This is a genomic window from Sphingobacterium sp. SGR-19 (assembly GCF_011043555.1).
In the GTDB taxonomy this organism is placed as follows: Bacteria; Bacteroidota; Bacteroidia; order Sphingobacteriales; family Sphingobacteriaceae; genus Sphingobacterium.
In genome coordinates this window covers 284,399-306,144 of record NZ_JAAKGS010000004.1, presented here as the reverse complement: position 1 = coordinate 306,144, position 21,746 = coordinate 284,399, and the positions used below count along the sequence as shown (strand labels likewise).

The following is a 21,746-nucleotide window of genomic DNA, read 5'->3' as shown; positions in this document are numbered from 1 at the left end:
GAATTCGCTCCTATTTGTTTTTTAATTCAAGACCTCTTTTAGCTTTTCTTCCAATGCAGGACCTCTTAGATTCGAAGCGATAATTTTTCCTTCGGGATCAAGTAAATAATTTTGGGGAATACCTCGAATGGAATATAATTTCACTACCGGCGAATTCCAAAATTGTAGATCGGATACGTGTGGCCATTGTTCCAACTTGTCATCGTGAATAGCTTTCATCCAGTCTTCTTTTTTTCCCGGTCGATCTAGCGACACACCTAAAACAGTAAAGTTTTTATCTTTAAATTTCTCAAAAGCTGCAACTACTGTAGGATTCTCGTGACGGCAGGGACCGCACCAACTCGCCCAGAAGTCCACTAACACATACTTACCTCGCAAAGAAGAAAGCGCTAATTCATTGCCGGCTGTATCAGGCAGTGTAAAATCGGGAGCCAACGCGCCGACCGCGAGTTTTTCCATGCTGGCAATCTTCTCGCCTAGACTTTTACCCAGGTCTGTCATCTTTAAGCTATTTGACATCCGTTTATACGCTGGTTTTACAAAACTGACTACGTTTTCTGTCGAAACTATTTCGTTCAAAACAGTCAGCGATATATAACTCTTGGGATTATCTCTTACAAATCCTTCAGTCAGGGTCTTCTGCTTTTTATAAAGCGCCTCCGCTTTTGTATCTAATTCTTGGAGAAAAGCTTCATCTTGCTTTTTTTTATCTGGAGCGGCTTCATATTCCGCATCCAAAGCTGCAAAACCCTCATAAATCTCGTCCGACAGCTTTTTATATTTTGCGTAATCTTTATTGATCCTATTTCCTCTTCCCTTGGCTGTTGCGAAATCATCACCTTCCAGCTTAATTACACCCTTAGATAAATAGACGGAATTAATAGGTGGTTGTTCCTCTTTTCCACGCAGTTCGGACATGGTCTGTCCAGTGTCTGCTAAAATTAACGTTGCGGGAGTTGGTTGTGTTACCGATCCTTGGTACTTGAATCTGCCCCTCTTAACCGTTGTGGAATCTAAAATAGTCTCTCCATTATCTCTATATTGGAAAAAAACTTTCGCTCCGTTCTGTAGTCCCTTTATTTTTCCCTTTAAGGTAAAATCCTCTTGCGAAAATACGAACAAGGGAATCAGCCCTAAAATTGTTAATAACCTTTTTCTCATGCTTATGCTCATCCTATGATAACGTGGATAGGAACAATTTGTTACAACGTATAAGAATTGTTACCATCGTCCACTAGCGCCGCCGCCGCCAAAGCCGCCTCCGCCGAACCCGCCAAAACCTCCTCCTCCACCGAAGCCACCACTGTCTCCGAAGCCGCCACTTCCGCCGCCACCACTTCTTCCCATACCACTAAGCAGTGTCCACCAGAAAATATCCGAAGCTCCCCTACCGGTCATCACGCGTCCACCACGTCCGCCGCCGCCACCTTTAGAGAACAGGGATATGATAACGATCACGATAATAACGATTAGGATAACCGGTACGCCATCACCTCTTTCCCGCCGATCACGGGGATCAGCTTTGTATTCACCTTTTGTATACGCAATAATTGCGTTTGTTGCAGCATCAAGCCCTTGATAATATTGCTGCCGACTAAAATTCGGTCTTATTTCATTTTGGATAATCCGATGAGCTATGATATCGGGTAAGGCGCCCTCCATCCCGTAACCTGTTTGGATCGTAACTGTTCGGTCTTCCAATGCAGCTAATAAAATAACCCCATTGTTGTATTTTTTACCTCCGACACCCCACTTCTGACCTAACCGTACGGCATAATCGGCAACATCATAACCCTCGGTCGTGCGAATCAACACGACCGCAATCTGCGTTGATGTAGAGTCCTCGAATGCGAGTAGTTTTCTTTCCAATGCCTGAACTTCCGTGTCAGTCAATGTTCCCGTATAATCGGTAACCAAATGGTTCGGCGCTTCCGGTAAATTTTGTGCATAAAGCGAAAAAATCGAACTCAATAACACAAAAAACATCACTCCAATCCATTTCAAGGTCGGTTTAGTCAACATATATACTCGCATTGGATTTTTAATTTGTTCCAAAATGGATATCATTTGGAAGTTCATTTACATCATCAACACCACGGGGAAAATACTTCTGTAGCTGTTCTCCCACATCGTGTATCCCTTCAATTAGTCCTTGCACGATATCACTGCGGCGAAAGAAAGAGATCATTAGTTCTTTCGTCTCATCCCAAAAATTGGCTTCTACTTTTGTATCTAGGCCACGGTCGCCTATTATAGCAAATTCGTGATCATCGATGGCCATATAAATAAGAACGCCATTGCGGAGTCCTGTTTTATGCATTTCCAGCTCCTCGAAATAGGAAACGGCTGCATCCATCGCAGAAGTTGTCTTTAATTTTTTATCGATTACGAGTCGAATCTCGCCCGACGTTTTTGCTTCTGCCACACTAATGGCCTGAACAATACGATCTTGTTCTTCTGTTGAAAATATGTCCATATCAAGCCCTCCTGTTCATCTTTCCGTTATTATAATATAATAATCCTAAAACTCAACCGTAGGCGCTTTGTCAGCTCCCTCTGCCGCTTTAAAGGTTCCTTTCGGTTTAAAGCCAAAAATTCCAGCCATCATATTATTTGGAAAACTCCTTACCGTGGTATTATAATCCTGAACGGCTTCATTGTATGAACGGCGTTCGACAGAAATACGATTTTCCGTACCTTCAAGTTGTACCTGCAATTCTTGGAAGTTCGAATTTGCTTTCAAATCAGGATAAGCTTCCACACTTACTAACAACCTCCCGATTGACTGTGACAATGCGTCTTGGGTCTGCTGATAATTCGCAATAGCCTCTTCTGATAAATTAGACGGATCAACGGTAACCGAAGTAGCTTTTGCACGTGCTTCTACAACCGCAGTCAACGTACCCTCTTCGTGTTCGGCCGCACCCTTTACAGTTGCTACCAAATTCGGAATCAAGTCCGCACGGCGTTGATAGGCATTTTCTACCTGTGCCCATTTTCCTTTAACGTTCTCATCTTTGGAGACCATGGTGTTATACCCACAGGAGCTGAATGACAGCGCTGTAAACAAACCGACGATTGCAATAACTAATCTTTTCATCTGTGAAGTTTTATTCAAATTTTTATAAAAATACCATTTCTTTTTTTCCCCCAAAAAAAGAAACAAAAAAAATCGTCACTTCAAATGTTTTACATACGGGATAGTGCAGGAATAAGTTTGTACAGTTGTAAAACATTTGGATGTGACCTTTTATGTTAATTGGGGATGGTGCAAATGCATATATAAAAGCGCTCAAGAACGCCTCGCGATGATGTGGGTTAAATCGACATCGTATCGTTCTGCGTCGATTTTTACGAAGACTATTCTGTTAAAAACAAAATAAAAATACCATTTCTTTTTTCCCCAAAAAAAAGAAACAAAAAAAATCGTCACTTCAAATGTTTTACATATGGGATAGTGCAGGAATAAGTTTGTACAGTTGTAAAACATTTGGATGTGACCTTTTATGGTAATGATGGATGGTGCAAAATGCGTAAATAAAAGCGCTCAAGAACGCCTCGCTGTGATGCGGGTTAAAAACGGCCTTATATTGTTTTGCGACCATTTTTCTACAAGATATTCCGTCAAAAACAGCATGTTGTTTGAGCGCAGCGAGTTTCATGCTGTTTAGGAATAGCCAAAGAAAAATAGCAAAACCATATTCAGCCTTGACTTTTTTGTTTCTTTTTTCGTCAAGGAAAAAAGAAAAGAAACTACCTTTGTGGTGTTTTTGGGATAAAAACCCAACCATTAGATATGCAGAAAGAAATTGAAATCGCGGTATTTCCCGATCAAATCCATGACACCGACACTCTTATCGCCCTCGGCGCGGAACAATTAAAGGTAGATCGCTCGCGCATACAGGGGCACCACATCCGCAAGCGCTCCATTGACGCCAGAGGCCGCAAAGCCGTGTATCGTCTTCGCGTCGTTTTCTATATCGACGAGCCTCGTCTTCCCGAAGTATTTACTTCCTCCATTAATGACGTGCATCATGCTGCACCTGTCATTATCATCGGAGCTGGACCGGCAGGTCTGTTTGCCGCGTACCGATGTTTGGAGCGCGGATTTAAACCTATTGTATTGGAACGTGGAAAACCCGTAAAGGATAGACGACGGGATTTAGCAAAGATAAATCGGGAGGGTGTAGTAAATCCCGAATCCAATTACTGTTTTGGCGAAGGTGGGGCGGGCACGTATTCGGATGGCAAGCTGTATACACGTTCCAACAAGCGCGGCGATGTGGATAAAGTGCTGCAGATTTTTGTACAGCATGGTGCTCCACATGATATTTTGGTCGACGCCCGACCCCATATAGGCACTAACAAGCTCCCCCATATTATCGAAGATATGCGCAACACCATCTTGGAACATGGAGGAGAAATAAGATTCGATTGCCGAGTAGATGATATTCTTGCCGATTTTGGAAAGATAAAAGGAGTACGCACGTCGTCAGGAGACGCGATACATGCGCATCACGTCATCGTAGCTACGGGTCATTCCGCCCGTGACATCTTCCATCTTTTTCAGCGGAAAGGCTGGTTGATAGAAGCTAAACCTTTTGCATTAGGCGTGCGAATCGAACACCCACAGGAAATCATCGATCAAGCACAATATCATTGCACGATACGTCCGGAAAATCTGCCACCTGCTTACTATAGTCTGGTGGAACAGGTCAATAAGCGCGGTGTGTTTTCATTTTGTATGTGCCCGGGTGGAATTATTGCCCCTTGTGCTACAGAAGATAGGGAGATCGTCGTCAATGGTTGGTCTCCGTCAAAACGGAATAATCCACACGCCAATTCAGGTACCGTTATCCAAATCAATTTAGAAGATGTACCAAATTCATTATCTGATCCATTCGCATTGCTACGATTTCAACAAGAAGTAGAACAACAGTCATTTCGGTTAGGGGGTGGCAACTTGGTCGCTCCGGCGCAACGTATGGTTGATTTTGTACAGCAAAAAATATCGACAACCCTTCCCGAAAACTCCTATAAGCCGGGGACAAAAAGCGTCGACCTTAATGAAGTGTTACCGCCTTTTGTGCACCAAGCATTACGTGGAGCGCTTCCTCTCTTTGGCAAGAAGATGAAAGGATACTATACCAATGATGCCGTTTTAGTGGGTGTCGAGTCCCGTACCTCCTCCCCTATTCGTATTCCTCGTGATAAGGAGACTTTGCAACATCCGGAAGTTTCCGGACTTTATCCTTGTGGGGAGGGTGCAGGTTATGCCGGTGGAATTGTATCAGCCGCAATCGACGGGATTAATTGTGTGGATGCGATTTAAAATAAAAGAAGCGGGGATAAATCATAACTAGTAAAATTCAAAAAAGCTATTGACAGATATATACCGAATCGCTATCTTTGTACCACAATCAGCGAAAGTAGCTCAGTTGGTAGAGCACAACCTTGCCAAGGTTGGGGTCGCGAGTTCGAATCTCGTCTTTCGCTCAAAACAAAAGCTCCTGAAAAATTCAGGGGCTTTTTATGTTGCACACAAATCCGAAAAATAAATAAAGGCGTCAGAGTTCGATTCTGACGCCTTTATTTTATCATATGGAAAACTACTTGCTCTTCTCTAAACCCTTTTCAACGAGATGCTCTATATATTGACGAACATTTTCGTTAGAGAAACGGGAAGTAACATCGAATGCAAAGGCATGTACTAATAATACACGGGCAGCCTCCTCCCCGATACCACGCGCGCGTAAATAAAACAATGCATCATCGTCAAACTGCCCCATCGTACAACCATGCGAACATTTCACATCATCTGCAAAGATTTCTAGCTGCGGCTTTGTGTATACCGTAGACTTATCCCCGATAAGCATATTATTATTTTGCTGGAAGGCATTTGTTTTTTGTGCGTCCTCACGAACAAAGATCTTACCATTGAATACCGCTGTAGACTCGTCTTGCGGGATATTTTTATACCACTCGTAAGATTCACAATGCGGTTTTATATGATCGACAATAGTGTGGTTATCTACAAACTGTTGGCCTGCTGTTAGGTTAATACCGTATAGATGTGATTCCACCTGTTCTGCATCCAAGCGCACATTGATGTTATGCCGCACGAAAGATGCTCCCGGCAAATTACAATTATAGTTATTATATAGACTATGTTGTTCTTGATAAACTTCCGTATGCATGATGTAATGGCTCGTTGCATCAGCTACTTGCAGATAGTAATGCTGTACTTTTGCATTCTCCTGTACCACAATTTCCGTCACCTTATTATGTACATTCTTTGCTGCGCCATCTACCGTTATAAAAGATTCTATAATCTCTACCTCTGCATGGGATTCTACCACAATCAGGTTACGTGTTTGGGCAAAAAATGCATCTTTTCCCGTCGCGACATGCACGATATGAATCGGTTTGGAAATGACCTTGTTTTTAGCAACCGATAAATACACGCCCGCTGTGTTTAGCGCCGTATTTAATTGCACCATCACATTATCCGATTTATCTGCATGCTGCGCGTAATGCTTTTCAAAGTTAGCTTCCCTATAGGCTTCATTGATGGGTTTTACCACCAAACCTATTTCGTCTTCGAGTGAAGAGAATGCCAAAACATACTCACCGTTAACCAACACAATCCGATGGGCATCCAAGCCTGGGATATCCGCTTTGCTCGTATCCACATTGTCCACATCTACCGATGCATTCAATGCATAGGTTCCATTGATTAAAGGGTGTATATTGGTATATTTCCACTCCTCGTTCTTGACAGTCGGAAAACCCTCCTGTTGAAAACGTTCAAAAGCTTGTTGACGCAAAGTCGTCAAATAGGACCGTTCTTGCGTATCTAACTCTTGGAAGGTCGAAACCAACTGTTGATATAATGAATCTGCAACTATTGTACTCATGTTCTTTTTTATCAATCCGCTGTTTAAATTATCCATGGATAAATTTTATTAAGCGGTTTGCGTGTCGTATTCTTTTAGCCAATCGTAACCTTTTTCTTCCAATTCCAAAGCCAATTCCTTTGGTCCTGTTTTCACAATTCGTCCGTTATATAGTACGTGAACAAAGTCAGGCACAATATAATCTAATAAACGTTGGTAATGTGTAATGACGACGAATGCGTTGTTTTCGGAACGTAGTTGGTTTACACCGTTTGCTACAACGCGTAATGCATCGATATCAAGTCCTGAATCTGTCTCATCAAGGATGGCCAACTTGGGGTTTAACATCGCCAGCTGGAATATCTCGTTACGCTTCTTCTCACCTCCTGAAAAGCCTTCGTTCAACGAACGATTGGCGAGGTTTGCTGAAAAATCCACCAGTTTTTGTTTTTCTTTTACCAATTGCAAAAACTCTTTTGCTTCCATTGGCGGCAAACCTTTATACTCCCGAATGTCGTTTACCGCTGTTTTCAAGAAATTGATATTGGACACACCGGGGATTTCTACCGGATATTGAAAAGCTAGAAAAAGACCCTCCCGAGCACGATCTTCAGGAGCTAAATCCAATAAGTCAACGCCCTCCAACAATGCGGAGCCTTCGGTGACCTCGTAAGCGTCACGACCAGCCAATACATTGCCTAACGTGCTTTTTCCGGCACCATTGGGTCCCATAATGGCATGAATCTCTCCCGCTTTGACTTCTAAATCTAATCCTTTTAATATTTGTTTGCCTTCAACAGACGCGTGTAAATTCTTAACTGATAACATTTTTCTTAATTTGGAAATTTTAAATTACTACCCGACCGATCCTTCCAAAGAAATCGCCAATAGTTTTTGCGCTTCTACTGCAAACTCCATCGGTAGTTGGTTTAGCACCTCTTTGGCGTAGCCATTAACGATCAAACCAACGGCTTTCTCCGGATCAATCCCTCTTTGGTTCAGGTAAAAAACCTGATCCTCACCGATCTTTGATGTCGTCGCCTCGTGCTCCAACATTGCTGTACGGTTTCTATTCTCTATATAAGGGAATGTATGTGCTCCACAGCGATCCCCAATCAATAAAGAGTCGCATTGTGTAAAGTTTCTCGCTTTATCGGCATTCGGACCAATTTTTACCAGTCCTCTGTAACTGTTGTGGCTCAGACCTGCAGAAATACCTTTCGACACAATTTTAGAACGGGTATTTTTCCCAAGGTGCACCATTTTCGTCCCTGTGTCAGCAATCTGTTTATTACGCGTCATTGCCACGGAATAAAATTCCCCTACAGAATGATCGCCTTTCAGAATAACGCCAGGGTATTTCCATGTGATGGCAGAACCTGTTTCCACTTGTGTCCACGAAATTTTAGCATGATCACCTTTACAAATACCACGTTTCGTTACGAAATTGTATATACCGCCCTTGCCATCTTTATCTCCTGGATACCAATTCTGCACCGTCGAATATTTAATTTCCGCATCCCGCTCGGCAATCAGTTCAACCACCGCAGCATGTAGTTGGTTTTCATCACGCATTGGCGCTGTACAGCCTTCCAGATAGGATACATAGGAGCCTTCTTCCGCGACAATCAAGGTACGTTCAAACTGTCCGGTGTTCTGTGCATTTATACGGAAATACGTGGAAAGCTCCATTGGACACCTTACGCCTTTCGGAACGTACACGAAAGAGCCATCCGAAAACACCGCTGAATTCAGTGCCGCATAAATGTTATCTGTTTGTGGCACTACGGTGCCTAGATATTTTTTCACCAAATCCGGATATTCTTGCACAGCTTCGCCAAAAGAACAAAAAATAACTCCCTGCTCTTTCAACTTCTCCCGAAATGTAGTCTTTACGGAGACGGAATCAAACACCGCATCAACGGCTACCACGCCAGCCAAAACTTTCTGTTCGTCTAATGGAATGCCCAATTTTTCGAATGTCGAAAGCAGCTCCGGATCCACCTCATCAAGACTTTCTAATTGCTTTTTGGGTTTAGGTGCTGCGTAATACGAAATATCCTGAAAATCCACCTCCGGACTTTCAAAATTTTGCCATGTAGGCATCTTCATGGTCAGAAAATGGCGCAATGCCTTTAACCGCCATTCTAACAACCATTCGGGCTCGTTTTTCTTTGCAGATATGAAACGAACAGTATCTTCACTTAGCCCCTTAGCGGCTATTTCCATCTCAATATCTGTGGTGAACCCGTATTTATATTCTTCGAGCTCCAGCTCTTTTAGTAATTCATCGTCTTTGGTACTCATTTCTCTACCCCTTTTTTAATTCGGCGATTCCTACCTTATTTTGGACTACAAAGATACGATTAAAAGACGACATACCCTAAGCTAACACGTATTCTAACCCACATTTCAGTAAAAAAAATGACAAATGTCATTTCTGCGCTTTTAAATGCACCCCACGTCTTCAATTTTGACATTACCATGATTCGTAATAATATTTAACAATATCAGCATAGCTATTAAATAAATTTTATCTATATAAAACATGAGGTTAGGAAGTTTTTTGTTCACCAAACATTATTCCGTATATTTACATTTTGTAAAATATAATATTCACGTTAGCTGATTATAGAAATGCCATATCAACCAGATAAGACGGATTTGAAAATTCTGAAGCTTTTACAAGAGAACGGGAGAATAACAAACCTGCAGTTAGCTTCAAATATCGGGCTTTCGCCGGCCCCTACATTGGAGCGGGTACGTAAGTTAGAAAACTCGGGATTTATCAAGAGTTATCACGCATTCGTAGATGAGGAAAAGTTGGGGTTGGGTATTAAATCATTCATCCAAATATCGTTGGACTTTCATACCCACAACGCCATCCCAGAGTTTGTGGAAGCCGTCAAGACCATCCCGGAGGTAACCGAATGCCACCACGTTACCGGCAATTGTGACTTTATGTTAAAAGTCTATGTAAAGGACATTAAAGCGTATGAAGCAGTGATTATGGAAAAAATATCGAAAATTCCATTTGTTAAAACCTTTCAGACTATGATGATCATGTCAACTAGCAAAAAAGAGCCCATAATCCCTTTGGAATACTAATTAAAAAAGGAGTTTCATGCAGTCAAATACAACGTATAATGACGTAGCCCTTATTCTGACATGGCCTGATGCCACCATCAGAGGGGACGAAAAATGGATGATGTTTTTTAAGAAAATCGGTATCGTAAAAAACTTGAATTTCAAAGTAGGCCACACGGGTATTGTAATAATTAAACGGGAAACGGGCGAGATGCTCTTCTATGATTTCGGACGTTATATTACGCCTCGAGGATATGGTCGCGCACGTTCTAAATTTTCAGATCCACGTTTGGAGATAAAACTGAAGGCGAAGTTTGAAAATAACAATATTACTAATCTTGAAGAAATTGTAGAGCAGTTTGAGGCACTAAAACCGGCTATGTATGGAGAGGGCATCCTTTATTTCTCTATCGCCCGTGATATCAATTTTGAATTTGCAAAAGCTTATGGAGACGATTGTGTACACCAAGGCACTTATCCTTACGGTGCGGTGGCGCGTAACAACAATAATTGCTCGCGCTTCATCACACGCATGTTGATACGCTCGTCCAAACGGTATAATTGGCGTCACAGTATCAACTTCCCCGAAACGATTAAGGCAAGCCCCATCAGTAATGTAGTAAACGCTGTTTCCGATCGAATGGTGTACTCCTTTACACCTCAACACGGGCTAAAGTATTTTAAAATGAATCGTTGGCAATCTTTCGGTTTCCTATTGAAAAAACTGGGAGACAATGTAACGCAAAAGAAAGCAGACCTTTTACCTGACGACTTGATTATTGGTTGTATGAGCTTCGCTTCCAAACCGATTTCGGTACCGAAGGATGCACAATATCTCGGTGGCGTTGGGGATGGTGCATGGTTCTGTATTCAACCTGCTACAGAGGATAGAGTAATTATCAGACGGTTTACCTCAAAAGGGGAACTAGAGTATGTTATTCTGGGTGAAACAATGGAACCTATCAATCTTTCACAGCCTTTTGAAGTTACATATGATAGCCATCTGCTCTTTACACACATTAAGCAGCGGGGTAGAAAGATACGTATCAACCATATAGAGCGGCTTTCAAATGCAGATTACCAGTTCAAACATTTAAAAGAGTTATTCGCTTAGTAAGTTGTTATAGCCCTCCCAAAAGCTGGGTTCGGCAATCTGAGGAACTCAAATTTGCCAATCAATCGGTTTTCGCCCTTTGGACTGCAAATAAGCATTCGCTTGAGAGAAATGTTTACAACCAAAGAACCCCCGGTGTGCCGATAGCGGCGAGGGGTGGACAGCTTTTAGTATCAAATGTTTCTGTGTATCGATTAGCAGCGACTTCTTTTGCGCGTAACTCCCCCATAACATAAAAACTACATTTTCCAGTTTCTGGGATACTAAGTGGATAATCTGGTCGGTAAACTCTTCCCAGCCTCTCTTTTGATGGGAAGCTGCTTGATGTGCCCGTACAGTAAGTGTTGCATTCAGCAATAACACGCCTTGTTTAGCCCATTTAGTCAAGTCTCCCGAAGTGGGGTATTGAAATTCCGGAATGTCGGATCTCAACTCTGTATAAATATTTTTTAGTGATGGTGGCAGCGCTATCCCCTTCGGCACAGAAAAGGATAACCCATGTGCTTGTCCGTCATTGTGATAGGGATCTTGTCCCAATATCACCACTTTAATATTTTCAAATGGTGTCAATCTAAAAGCGTTTAGTACAAGGTTTTCCGGAGGAAAGACCAGTGTCTGTTTTCGCTCGTGCTGCACAAACGCGGAAAGGCTACGCATGTTGTCCTGTTTAAACAAAGGTCTTAAAATGGATTCCCAGCTGGGGTCATAACGTTCTGCCATAATACAAAAATACAATTTTACAATTTTATCACGCAAACAAGTTGGATAAGCTCCAAAATAACCGGATATTTGTCATTAGTTTTAATTTACGCAATAAATATATGTCAAATATAGTTCGTATTATTCTGAGTAGCCTTCTTTTAATAGGAACGGTAATGCTATTTTGGTTCGGTCATTGGGGATGGGGTATTTTAGGAATTTTTGTTACCATCCTGGCTTGGGTTACGGTGTTCTTCAATGAGAATATGCTCATCGCGCAATGGTATCTTAGAAAAGAAAACATGGCTAAAGCAGAACAATGGTTAAGGAACATCAAGAATTACGATAAACAGCTCATTAGCGCACAACACGGGTATTACCACATGCTCTTAGGTATCTTGGAATCACAACGCGCACCGTTACAATCAGAAAAATACTTTAAGAAAGCATTGTCTTTAGGCTTGCATATGAGTCATAATATTGCCTTGGCAAAATTGAGCCTAGCAGGTGTAGCCATGGCAAAACGCAATAAACGCGAGGCCGAGAAACTTTTGGCTGAAGCGAAAAAAGCAGATAAAAATAAACTACTTGCCGATCAGATTAAAATGATGAAAAATCAGATGGGTCTGATGGATAAACAGCAATTTAGGTATTCCAGATAAGAACGAGGTTGACTATAAGTCAACCTCTTGTGTTATAAACCGCCCCTCTTCAGCGCTGTCTTCGAATACTAATAATACTTTCGACGCTTTCTTTCCTTTCCAATCTCCTACTTGTATAGTTAAGGGCACAGGTACATTTTCTTCCAATAAATAATGCAGATAATTTTGTCTATCTGTTAATTGCAACAAAACGCGTCCCATCTTCATCGTTGCAAACAGATGCTTATTGCCTTCACCATCCACAATTTGCGTAGCAAAAGTATTTAATTTAAATTCCCGAGGATCCATTTGATAGGAAATGAGAAACAACTCGATGGAAAGTGTGTCTCCTCCAGCATTTATCGTCGTTGATTTTACATCAACCTGGATATCATCCTTTATATTTTTTTCCGGTTCCTGCTCTTGCGCTGAAAGCTCGTTGGAAGACAGCCAGCACAGCGGCAAAAACAGAGAAAATAGCAGTTTCTTCATCGCAAACGGTCCGCTGATTTTATCAATTTTTCATCCTTACGGATCCCGCCGATAGCCATTCCTAGAAAAATTATAGCAACCGGCAAAAGGAAAAAACCGACACCTATATTACCTGTTTGCAATCTTTGGCTAATGACATCCAAGGTGGTATGTGCTGTACTCCACATCCATATCCCTAGCAAAACAACTAGTACAATTTCCACCATAATGAAAAGCACCTGCCTTTTTCTATTTTTGTACTGAAAAACAATCAATAGTGGTATAATAGTCACAATCCCTGCATAAATTGCCAATGCGATCGAAGTAGATTCGCGGACAGATTCATTGTTGTTCGAAGAATATATCCCCGTAACATATATTTGCTTACCAAGCCCTACCAAGTCAATAAAGCTTACAAAAGGAAAAACAAAAAGGCCTAATAAAATAACAGCGGCTGCTAACAGCCATAATGTTTGAATACGTTGGATCATAATTAAACTTTCTTCTTGTTTAACAAAGATAGTTTTATCTTCTTTTTTCCCGTAAAAAAGAAGCAAAAAACTCGTCACTTCAGATATTTGACATATTAGAAAGTGCTAAAAATAAATTTCTACAGTCGTCAAATCTCTGGATGTGACCTTTAGTGCCAAGGGGGGGTAGTGCATTGCGTGAATAAAATAATCCATATCACTTTGCGATTACGCGTGTTAAAACCGAGCCAAATATCATTCTGTTTTTAACGGAATATCCTGCGTAAAGCTGGTCGCGGAACAGTACTAGGCCGATTTAACCCCGCGTACCCACAGACGGTATTGTCCGTTGTCATATACGCATTTGTACTATCCCCTAATTAACATAAAAGGTCGCATCCGAATGTTTGAGGTATGTAGAAACTCATCCTTAGTAATGCCCCTTTCCTCAAAGATTCGAAGCGACGATTTTTTTTGTTACTTTTTTTGAGGGAAAAAAAGTAAAAAGAAAACCATTAACTTTGTATGGTGGAAGATACATTACAACGTTTTTTTCTGGAAATTGCGTATGACGGCACGGCTTATCATGGCTGGCAAGTGCAGGACAATGCGCTTTCGGTACAGCAAAAACTGAACGAAGCTCTTCATAAAATCTTGCGCTGTGCGATAGAAACCATCGGCGCGGGCAGGACAGACACTGGGGTGCACGCGAAACAATTGTTTGTTCATTTAGATGCACCAACAGACAGGATACCACATGAAAGTCGTTTTCTGCATTCGCTAAATGCGCTGCTTCCTCACGATATCGCAGTATACCGCATCCTTCCCGTAGACCAAGATGCACATGCCCGGTTCGATGCAACGGAAAGAGCTTACGAATATCACGTCCATTTTCGCAAAAACCCCTTTTTATTAAACAAATCCTGGCAATTACGAGACGCTCCTGATGTAGCCCTGATGAACGAAGCCGCTCAGTTTCTGATTGGCACACAGGATTTTGGATGTTTCTCGAAAAGCCATACGCAAGTGTACACCAATCTATGCTCCGTAACAAGGGCATATTGGCAAGAAACGGATGAGGGCCTTGTTTTTCATATCTCCGCAAATCGATTTTTACGGAACATGGTTCGGGCGATTGTGGGCACCTTATTGGATATCGGTCTGAAGACGAAAGCACCAGAATCTATACTGGATATCATTGACAGCAAAGACCGGGCAATGGCTGGCACCTCTGTACCAGCACACGGTTTATATTTAACAAAAGTTGTTTATCCTTATATTGACACAACATTTTGAGCGAACAAAAAATAACAGGTAAAACCTACGACTCCAAGCTCCTTCGGAGAATGGCTCGCTATATGGAGCCCTACAAAGGTATATTTTGGGCTTCCGTCATATTAACCATTCTATTGGCTGCGGTAGCCCCTGCGCTTCCCATGCTCGTGGAGTACACGCTGGACAAATATATCCTAAAGGCTGATGCTTCCGGGCTTACCTGGATGCTCATTGCCATGATAGCACTGCTCATCATACAGACGATCATCCGATACTACCATACATTGACAACGAACGTGCTTGGACAGCACGTTATACGTGATATTCGAATACAAGTATTTAACCACATCATCAATCTACGGTTAAAATATTTTGATAACACGGCTATTGGTAAACTGATTACACGTACGATTTCCGATTTAGAGACGATATCCAATATCTTTTCCCAAGGACTGATCCAAATCATTGGTGACTTGCTGCAGCTTTTCGTCATCTTCGGGGTTATGTTTTATACGGATTGGCAATTGACCCTTATCGTGCTGATTCCTATGCCCGTCTTAATATGGGCTACCTATATATTTAAGGAATCAATGAAATCAGCTTTCGTAGATGTACGTACTTGGGTGTCCAATCTCAATACTTTCCTACAGGAGCATATCAGCGGCATGGCTATTATTCAGTATTTCGCACGAGAGAAACAGGAGATGGAGAAGTTTAAGAAAGCCAATAGCAAACATCGGGATGCACATATCCGTGCAAATTGGTATTTCTCTATCTTTTTTCCCGTTCTGGAAATTATCCTCGCCATTGCTATCGGTCTTTTGGTGTGGTATGGATCGAAACAGATTCTTGCCAACGCTATCTCTCCAGGGGTGGTGGTCGCGTTTTTAATGTATATCAACATGATCTTCCGCCCCATTCGCGAGTTAATAGATAAATTTAACACCCTACAAATGGGAATGGTTTCCGCAGAGCGTGTATTTGACGTGTTGGACACGAAAGAATTTACGCCGGACAACGGAAGGCTCTCACCGGATAGCATGGTAGGGGAAATCGAATTTGAGCATGTGTGGTTTGCTTATAACGAAGAAAGGTGGGTATTGAAAGACGTCAGCTTTCACGTCCAGCCCGGAGAAACACTAGCTCTAGTAGGTGCCACAGGAGCGGGAAAATCATCTACTATCAATATACTTAGTCGTTTTTATGAAATACAACAAGGTCGTATTTTATTGGATGGTAAAGATATACGACAATATAAACTTAGCTCTCTCCGGCAACATATAGCCACCGTATTACAAGATGTATTCCTATTTTCCGACACCATTTTCAATAATATTACCCTTTATAACACTGACATTACCGAGGAAGAAGTTATAGAAGCTGCCAAAAAAGTTGGAGCGTACGAATTCATCATGCGCCTGCCGGGCGGGTTCGATTATCAGGTACAGGAACGGGGGGCAACACTGTCGTCTGGTCAAGCGCAATTAATTTCCTTTATCCGAGCATTGGTACATGACCCCGCCATTTTGATATTGGACGAAGCAACATCGTCTATCGATACAGAAACCGAATTACTCATTCAAACGGCTATCGAAAATATGATGGTAGGCAGAACGGCTATCGTTATTGCACACCGCCTATCTACGATTCAAAAAGCAGATAAAATTATCGTATTCGATAAAGGAGAAATCAAGGAAATAGGTACGCACAGACAGCTCCTCGCTATCGAGGACGGCTATTACAAAAAACTGTATGACTTGCAGTTTAATTCTTTAGGAATATAATCAGAAAATATTCCATCTCAAACCGACTTGATATTGCTGAATCGCAGTGGTCCAACTACGGTGCACATTGGTTGACCGTTCAAATCCGCGATAGCGGAAATAGAATTTACCCAGTTCCAACCCGACAGTATACCCCAGCCGAGTTCCGTCTTTAAAAGCCTGGTCACCATTGTTCAGACGGTACTTGTCTTCATTTAAAAGCGAGTTGAGCTCGACACCTCCCAGTAACGCGAACCGAGGTGTAATATCCAACCTATACAATACCGGCAAATCAAAGAAACGAAGTGCTTTGTTTCCCTTACCAATACCTTTGGTTTCATAGACGGTTTCTGAGTTCGCCCGCACGCGGGTTAGGTTGAATGTCGGTTCCGTTTGAATGGCCATATTGGGACGAAAATGATAGCTTACTACCGCCCCCACCTGAAAGCCTAGACGTTTCGAGGAACGAAAAGAAGGTGCTTCAGCGCCAGATAAATTACCGCCCAGTTTAATGCCAAGACCTACCTGCGAAAATCCCTGATAGACAACCGCTAAATACAGAAACGTAATCAGTATACCACGGAATATGTAAGAAAAAGGTCCAAACATTGTCTTTATCGGTGCAGTATCAGTTCTCATCTTTAAATACATGTGCGTTCATTACAAAGGTAAATAAATACAGTATACCTACCATCTGACTAATATAAGCAAATAGTCAACAAACTAACAAAACTATTATGCGCGGCATCCGTACCCGCTAATGACAAAGAGCCGCCACCCAATTCGGTAGCGGCTCGAAGAAACTATATTTTTTTATAAACTAGATGGATATATACGTCAACTAGTTCAATCCACGTTTTTTCATCAAGTGAACCGGATCTGGGTCTTTACCTCTAAACTGCCTGTACATTTCGGCTGGGTTACCGGTACCACCTTTTTCTAAGATATTCTCACGGAAAGAAGTCGCTGTAGCTTGATCAAAAAGACCATTTTCCTTAAACGCTGCAAAAGCATCGGAATCCAATACTTCTGCCCAGATATACGCATAGTAACCTGCAGAATATCCGCCAGAGAAAATATGTTGAAAATAAGTGCTTCTATAACGCGGAATAATAGCATCAATTAATCCGATTTTTTGCATACCGTCCGCCTCAAATGCATCTACATCACCCTCAATAGGTTTCGTTGTCGCATGATAATCCAAATCCAACAAAGAAGCTGCAACGTACTCCACGGTTGCAAATCCTTGGTCGAACGTTCCTGCCTGTTCCATTTTTTCAATCAGCGAATCTGGAATAGCTTCGCCTGTTTGATAATGTTTGGCATACGTTTTCAATACCGCCGGATCAGCTGCCCAATTTTCCATAACCTGCGATGGTAACTCGACAAAATCGCGCGATACAGATGTACCGGCCAAACTGCGGTATTTTACATTCGATAACAGACCATGTAACGCATGTCCAAATTCATGAAACAGCGTAGTCGCTTCATCAAATGTTAATAGTGCGGGCTCATCTCCCACGGGTTTTGTAAAGTTGCACACGATAGATATAACAGGAGCAACACGCTCCCCATCTTTTGTGCTTTGTGAACGGTAAGACGTCATCCACGCCCCCCCTCTTTTCGATTCTCTCGGGAAGAAATCAGCATAAAGCAACCCTAAATGTTTGCCATCGCTATCTTTTACTTCATACACTTCCACCTCTTCGTGATAAGTTGGTACATTGCTCAATGCGACGAAACTCAAACCAAATAATTTATTGGCCGTATCAAACGCTCCTTGCCGTACTGACGCCAAACTAAAATAGGGTTTGATTTCTTCTTCATTCAAGGCATACTTTGCTTTACGGATTTTCTCCTGGTAATATCTCCAGTCATACGGCGCTACCTGAAAATCTCCGCCAGCGGCTTCGATCTCTTTTTGAATGTCGGCCGCTTCCACTTTTGCTTTTGCTAACGCCGGTGTCCATATTTTATTCAGTAGCGCATATACATTCGTTGGATTTTCTGCCATAGCTTCTTCCAACACATATGCGGCATGTGAATCGTAGCCCAATAATTTTGCCTTCTCTAAACGAAGGTTCGCTGTTTTAAGCAGGATTTCTTTGTTATCATTATCATTGCCGTTGTTGCCTCGCATTTGGTAGGCATTCCAAATATCTTTACGCAGCTCTCGGTTATCGGCATACTGCAAGAAAGGCATCACAGAAGGATTCTGAAGTGTGAAGAGCCATTTACCTTCTTTATCTTTTGCTGTTGCCGCGTCAGCAGCGGCTTGTTTTAGCGCGGCAGGGAGTCCAGCTAAATCTTCTTCATTATCCACAACCAATTCATAGGCATTAGTCTCCGCCAACAGATTTTGTCCGAAATCATTCGTAAGCACGGATAATTCAGAGTTGATCTTTTTCAACTTCTCTTTATCACTTTCGGAAAGATTAGCACCCGCGCGGACAAACCCTTTATAAGTTTCTTCCAATAATTTGGCGTCTTCTGCATCCAACGTTAAAGAAGCACGATGATCGTATACTGTTTTTACACGTGCAAACAACTTCGCATTCAAGGAAATTTCATCGCCGTGTGCCGAAAGTACAGGCGCCATATCTTTAGCTATCGCTTGAATGGAATCATTTGTATTCGCTGAATTAAGGTTAAAGAATACACGCGAGATATCTCCTAATGTACTCCCGGCATTCTCCAACGCTACGATAGTATTTTCAAAAGTAGGATCCTCCGAATTGTTTACGACAACGTCGATTTCTTGATTGTGCTGTTCTAAAGCAGCTTTGAATGCGGGACGAAAGTGCTCATCCTTAATTTTGTCAAATGGTGGTACTTGAAACGGTGTGTCATAAGTCAATAACAACGGGTTATTTTCGTCTGGTGTGCTATCTGTTTCCTGACAGCCTACGACTACTGCTGCAACGACTATACAAAATGGTAAGAACTTTAATTTATTCATTCGTTGTTGTTTAGTTTTTGGCAAAGATAAGGATTATGAGTTAGATACTTATTCTAATTTCCCATTTTCCTTCCGAAATGATCCATTGACCGTCCGAATTTCCTACAGCAACGTTTCCTTTTTTTAGCATGTTGCCCACAGGAACTCCGTTGATAAGAATAGATGTATAGTTCTTCAAAGGAAGCTCAAAAACCGCCGTTGTACCTTTAGGAACATTCAACGTTACCGTCATTTGATCCGTAGATTGCGTGATAGAACTTTCTATCTCTCCCTTGATGGAAGAAACCTTAGCTTTGGCAAACGACAGATTGCCTAGCTGGGGCGTCACCGAGAACGTTTTATATCCCGGCTCTAAAGGTTTAATACCACAAACTTCACTAGACATGATGGTAAGCCCTCCCCCGCTCCAAGCATGATTTACAGTACCCCCGCCGTATCCATCCTTACCGATACCCCAACCTTCGAACAGGGTAGTAAAATTAGGGTTATTAACCATTTCGGCAAAACGCTTTTTATGACGGGCATTAGCCAAAACAGGCTGCTTCATTTTGTACATCGCTTCAAACACATATTTTTCCATATAAGGACTTGCGTGCTCCTGCTTAGAAAAGACATCTAGAATGAGATCATATTTATCCTTATCAGCAATATCAGCGAGAACCGCCAAAGCATGCACCCTATCATCTGTCTTGCCGCTATAGGATGGATCGCGGTATGCTGTACCATTCCAGAATCGCTGGTTGAAGGTCTGTTTAAATTGTTTCATTTCAGCCTCGATCCGGCGCATATCCTCCTTATACCCAATTTCGTCAGCCATCAGACAACTTCCCTTCAAAGCTAGATAATACCAGAGATTATAGAGCAGTAACATATCTTTATTCTCTCCCCAGTCGCCCCATTGCCACCCTCCTTCTCGCAATAGAACCAAACCATCTTTATCCTTCTCCCAGAGCGAAATGTACTTTTGGATAGCTGGATAAAGATCCACAAGAACCTGCTTATCGCCTGTATGCATATAATACATCCAAATCCCATAATAACCAATACTCGCAAGCGCTTGATCAGGGAGTTCTTTATCCCAGTTGCCAGCAGGAACAGGAGAAAACAGCACACCATCTGCTTTTTGCCAACCAATCAGCTCATACAGCCACTTTCTTGCCAACGCGTGAGAAGAAGGGCTTAACGCATAAAAAGCTTCTTGCGCTTCAAGTACCACATCCCCCGTCCATTGCGCTCGTTCACGGTCGGGACAATCCATATAGGTGTCACGCATGGTTATGTAGAGTGTACGGGCAGCTTTTTGCCAAAGCGTATTGAAAAAGCGATCGGAGCATTCGAAAAATCCTGCAAACTCCGTGTCGTAGCCCGTTTCGCGATACATTAGCTGATGGATCTTGACATGTTCGGGAACGATCAAGTACATCACATGTCCATTTATCCACCCCAGACTTTCGTACTGCTGGCGACCATTTTTGGCTACATACGCTGCGCGTAAATTTTCGGCTGAACCATTATAATATAAATAGTTGTCGGTAACGATGTGGATCGAGTCTCCTTCATTGGCCTCGATATCAAAATAGGGGGTAAACTGCATATTGTATGGCAGTTTGCAGATGATAGTATCTCCCTTTCGGAGAATGTCCTGGGAACGAAATGCTTTAAGATCAAAATCCTTCCATAATGGGATCGGTCGTTTAACGAGTTTATTCCAAGGTACCGATCCGAAAGCACCATGCTCTATAGCTGGTTCAAAAGAAGTCAGCTTTCCCTCATTGCTATACCAGCCCTGATCCCCCAAGCGGGCGTCGTAAAGAATATTGGACTCAGGCAACCTGAAATTAGGTTCCTTTCCTGGAGCCGACTGGTATTCCACTAACTGTTTGACAAGCCAGCTATTGTCACTGTAAAGTTCAAACTTTTCGCTTTGCAGATCAAACAAAAGTCCCAGCTTACCACTACTATTGTGTGAAAAACCATGTTTCCCGAAGTACCAGACCTTAATCGCTATGGTATTGCTTTCTTTCTTGAGATATTTGCTGATATCCACTTCGTCGTAGTAGGTGTCATTCGGATTAGGTCCTCTCTTTAACCCGCCCTCGAATACGACAAGTTCATCGTTGATATAAAGCCAATATTTACTATCCACCGCAATCTTTGCTATAGCTTGTTTGGGCAAACTGTCTACGTGAAAATCTTTCCGAAAACCTGCCCAGATGTTGGTCAAGATTGTATCTTGAGACGCTAATCCAATCCACTTACCCTTCCATTGTTGGGCCGCAATCTGGTTAGAAAATAAGACAATAGAAAAAAATGCTAGTAACCACATTCGGTTCGTCTTCATACTATGTTTTCCTTTATCTGGTTTATTTTG

The 21,746-nt window shown here is 42.1% G+C and carries 19 protein-coding genes and 1 tRNA gene; 7 read left to right on the top strand and 13 right to left on the bottom strand.

All coding sequences use genetic code 11. The features are described from left to right. Positions 1–21: 21 nt before the first annotated feature. From G5B43_RS10580 to G5B43_RS10565, 4 genes are read right to left on the bottom strand one after another with little or no spacing between them, the layout of a single operon-like run. Positions 22–1,161, bottom strand: coding sequence for a TlpA disulfide reductase family protein (locus G5B43_RS10580; RefSeq protein ID WP_165294701.1), 1,140 nt, complete (start codon positions 1,159–1,161; stop codon positions 22–24). A 60-nt stretch (positions 1,162–1,221) separates the two neighbouring features. Next, positions 1,222–2,022 (bottom strand): TPM domain-containing protein, encoded by an 801-nt coding sequence (locus tag G5B43_RS10575; RefSeq protein ID WP_240904842.1) that lies wholly within the window; start codon positions 2,020–2,022, stop codon positions 1,222–1,224. Between the two features lie 19 nt (positions 2,023–2,041). Further along, entirely contained in the window at positions 2,042–2,476 is a 435-nt protein-coding gene (locus tag G5B43_RS10570; protein ID WP_165294700.1) for a TPM domain-containing protein, read from the bottom strand. Between the two features lie 45 nt (positions 2,477–2,521). Further along, positions 2,522–3,100 carry a LemA family protein gene (locus tag G5B43_RS10565; protein ID WP_165294699.1) on the bottom strand — a complete coding sequence of 193 codons (579 nt, stop codon included), beginning with the start codon at positions 3,098–3,100 and terminating at the stop codon, positions 2,522–2,524. A gap of 696 nt (positions 3,101–3,796) precedes the next feature. On the opposite strand from G5B43_RS10565, the gene G5B43_RS10560 reads away from it, so the two are divergent. Then, positions 3,797–5,332 (top strand): NAD(P)/FAD-dependent oxidoreductase, encoded by a 1,536-nt coding sequence (locus G5B43_RS10560; RefSeq protein ID WP_165294698.1) that lies wholly within the window; start codon positions 3,797–3,799, stop codon positions 5,330–5,332. A gap of 91 nt (positions 5,333–5,423) precedes the next feature. Then, positions 5,424–5,496, top strand: a tRNA-Gly gene (locus G5B43_RS10555). 113 nt (positions 5,497–5,609) lie between these two features. Here the strand turns inward: G5B43_RS10555 and sufD are convergent. The 3 genes from sufD to sufB are packed head-to-tail and all read right to left on the bottom strand — an operon-like array spanning position 5,610 to position 9,203. Continuing rightward, the gene (gene sufD / locus G5B43_RS10550; protein ID WP_240904841.1) at positions 5,610–6,917 is read right to left on the bottom strand and encodes a Fe-S cluster assembly protein SufD; all 1,308 of its coding nucleotides are present in this window, start codon (positions 6,915–6,917) and stop codon (positions 5,610–5,612) included. Between the two features lie 48 nt (positions 6,918–6,965). Then, complete coding sequence (gene sufC / locus G5B43_RS10545; protein ID WP_165294696.1) at positions 6,966–7,724, bottom strand: Fe-S cluster assembly ATPase SufC; 759 nt, start codon at positions 7,722–7,724, stop codon at positions 6,966–6,968. Between the two features lie 27 nt (positions 7,725–7,751). After that, on the bottom strand, positions 7,752–9,203 hold the full coding sequence (sufB, locus tag G5B43_RS10540; protein WP_165294695.1) for a Fe-S cluster assembly protein SufB: 1,452 nt from the start codon (positions 9,201–9,203) through the stop codon (positions 7,752–7,754). A 330-nt stretch (positions 9,204–9,533) separates the two neighbouring features. Here sufB and G5B43_RS10535 point away from each other — a divergent pair, with 330 nt between their 5' ends. Then, positions 9,534–10,004, top strand: coding sequence for an Lrp/AsnC family transcriptional regulator (locus G5B43_RS10535; protein WP_105715438.1), 471 nt, complete (start codon positions 9,534–9,536; stop codon positions 10,002–10,004). A 16-nt stretch (positions 10,005–10,020) separates the two neighbouring features. Further along, positions 10,021–11,097 carry a DUF6695 family protein gene (locus G5B43_RS10530; protein ID WP_165294694.1) on the top strand — a complete coding sequence of 359 codons (1,077 nt, stop codon included), beginning with the start codon at positions 10,021–10,023 and terminating at the stop codon, positions 11,095–11,097. A gap of 48 nt (positions 11,098–11,145) precedes the next feature. Here G5B43_RS10530 and ung read toward each other — a convergent pair whose 3' ends face one another. After that, positions 11,146–11,817 carry a uracil-DNA glycosylase gene (ung, locus tag G5B43_RS10525; protein WP_165294693.1) on the bottom strand — a complete coding sequence of 224 codons (672 nt, stop codon included), beginning with the start codon at positions 11,815–11,817 and terminating at the stop codon, positions 11,146–11,148. Positions 11,818–11,918: 101 nt separating this feature from the next. Between ung and G5B43_RS10520 the strand changes: the two genes are divergently transcribed. Further along, positions 11,919–12,458, top strand: coding sequence for a DUF2892 domain-containing protein (locus G5B43_RS10520; protein ID WP_165294692.1), 540 nt, complete (start codon positions 11,919–11,921; stop codon positions 12,456–12,458). A 12-nt stretch (positions 12,459–12,470) separates the two neighbouring features. Here G5B43_RS10520 and G5B43_RS10515 read toward each other — a convergent pair whose 3' ends face one another. After that, positions 12,471–12,929, bottom strand: a complete 459-nt coding sequence (locus G5B43_RS10515) for a hypothetical protein (protein WP_165294691.1) — start codon at positions 12,927–12,929, stop codon at positions 12,471–12,473. Then, a complete protein-coding gene (locus tag G5B43_RS10510) occupies positions 12,926–13,399 on the bottom strand; it encodes a DUF4293 domain-containing protein (protein WP_165294690.1) in 474 nt (157 codons plus the stop codon). Before G5B43_RS10510 ends, G5B43_RS10515 begins: the two co-directional genes overlap by 4 nt. A gap of 504 nt (positions 13,400–13,903) precedes the next feature. Here G5B43_RS10510 and truA point away from each other — a divergent pair. After that, a complete protein-coding gene (truA, locus tag G5B43_RS10505) occupies positions 13,904–14,674 on the top strand; it encodes a tRNA pseudouridine(38-40) synthase TruA (protein ID WP_206367317.1) in 771 nt (256 codons plus the stop codon). Further along, a complete protein-coding gene (locus G5B43_RS10500; protein ID WP_165294689.1) occupies positions 14,671–16,437 on the top strand; it encodes an ABC transporter ATP-binding protein in 1,767 nt (588 codons plus the stop codon). Before truA ends, G5B43_RS10500 begins: the two co-directional genes overlap by 4 nt. Here the strand turns inward: G5B43_RS10500 and G5B43_RS10495 are convergent, their stop codons facing one another. The 3 genes from G5B43_RS10495 to G5B43_RS10485 all read right to left on the bottom strand — a co-directional run bounded on the left by G5B43_RS10495 (position 16,438) and on the right by G5B43_RS10485 (position 21,716). After that, positions 16,438–17,055 (bottom strand): outer membrane beta-barrel protein, encoded by a 618-nt coding sequence (locus tag G5B43_RS10495; RefSeq protein ID WP_165294688.1) that lies wholly within the window; start codon positions 17,053–17,055, stop codon positions 16,438–16,440. A gap of 202 nt (positions 17,056–17,257) precedes the next feature. After that, on the bottom strand, positions 17,258–19,375 hold the full coding sequence (locus G5B43_RS10490) for a M3 family metallopeptidase (protein WP_165294687.1): 2,118 nt from the start codon (positions 19,373–19,375) through the stop codon (positions 17,258–17,260). Positions 19,376–19,415: 40 nt separating this feature from the next. After that, a complete protein-coding gene (locus G5B43_RS10485; protein WP_240904840.1) occupies positions 19,416–21,716 on the bottom strand; it encodes an alpha-L-rhamnosidase C-terminal domain-containing protein in 2,301 nt (766 codons plus the stop codon). Between the last annotated feature and the right edge of the window lie 30 nt (positions 21,717–21,746).

Bases quoted from the DNA above. Each gene is read 5' to 3' on its own strand.
- G5B43_RS10535 (WP_105715438.1), top strand. From the start codon at position 9,534: ATGCCATATCAACCAGATAAGACGGATTTGAAAATTCTGAAGCTTTTA.
- G5B43_RS10560 (WP_165294698.1), top strand. From the start codon at position 3,797: ATGCAGAAAGAAATTGAAATCGCGGTATTTCCCGATCAAATCCATGAC.
- sufD (WP_240904841.1), bottom strand. From the start codon at position 6,917: ATGAGTACAATAGTTGCAGATTCATTATATCAACAGTTGGTTTCGACC.
- sufC (WP_165294696.1), bottom strand. From the start codon at position 7,724: ATGTTATCAGTTAAGAATTTACACGCGTCTGTTGAAGGCAAACAAATA.
- G5B43_RS10490 (WP_165294687.1), bottom strand. From the start codon at position 19,375: ATGAATAAATTAAAGTTCTTACCATTTTGTATAGTCGTTGCAGCAGTA.
- G5B43_RS10510 (WP_165294690.1), bottom strand. From the start codon at position 13,399: ATGATCCAACGTATTCAAACATTATGGCTGTTAGCAGCCGCTGTTATT.
- G5B43_RS10515 (WP_165294691.1), bottom strand. From the start codon at position 12,929: ATGAAGAAACTGCTATTTTCTCTGTTTTTGCCGCTGTGCTGGCTGTCT.
- G5B43_RS10580 (WP_165294701.1), bottom strand. From the start codon at position 1,161: ATGAGAAAAAGGTTATTAACAATTTTAGGGCTGATTCCCTTGTTCGTA.
- ung (WP_165294693.1), bottom strand. From the start codon at position 11,817: ATGGCAGAACGTTATGACCCCAGCTGGGAATCCATTTTAAGACCTTTG.
- G5B43_RS10565 (WP_165294699.1), bottom strand. From the start codon at position 3,100: ATGAAAAGATTAGTTATTGCAATCGTCGGTTTGTTTACAGCGCTGTCA.
- G5B43_RS10495 (WP_165294688.1), bottom strand. From the start codon at position 17,055: ATGAGAACTGATACTGCACCGATAAAGACAATGTTTGGACCTTTTTCT.
- sufB (WP_165294695.1), bottom strand. From the start codon at position 9,203: ATGAGTACCAAAGACGATGAATTACTAAAAGAGCTGGAGCTCGAAGAA.
- G5B43_RS10530 (WP_165294694.1), top strand. From the start codon at position 10,021: ATGCAGTCAAATACAACGTATAATGACGTAGCCCTTATTCTGACATGG.
- G5B43_RS10575 (WP_240904842.1), bottom strand. From the start codon at position 2,022: ATGTTGACTAAACCGACCTTGAAATGGATTGGAGTGATGTTTTTTGTG.
- G5B43_RS10520 (WP_165294692.1), top strand. From the start codon at position 11,919: ATGTCAAATATAGTTCGTATTATTCTGAGTAGCCTTCTTTTAATAGGA.
- G5B43_RS10570 (WP_165294700.1), bottom strand. From the start codon at position 2,476: ATGGACATATTTTCAACAGAAGAACAAGATCGTATTGTTCAGGCCATT.
- truA (WP_206367317.1), top strand. From the start codon at position 13,904: ATGGTGGAAGATACATTACAACGTTTTTTTCTGGAAATTGCGTATGAC.
- G5B43_RS10485 (WP_240904840.1), bottom strand. From the start codon at position 21,716: ATGAAGACGAACCGAATGTGGTTACTAGCATTTTTTTCTATTGTCTTA.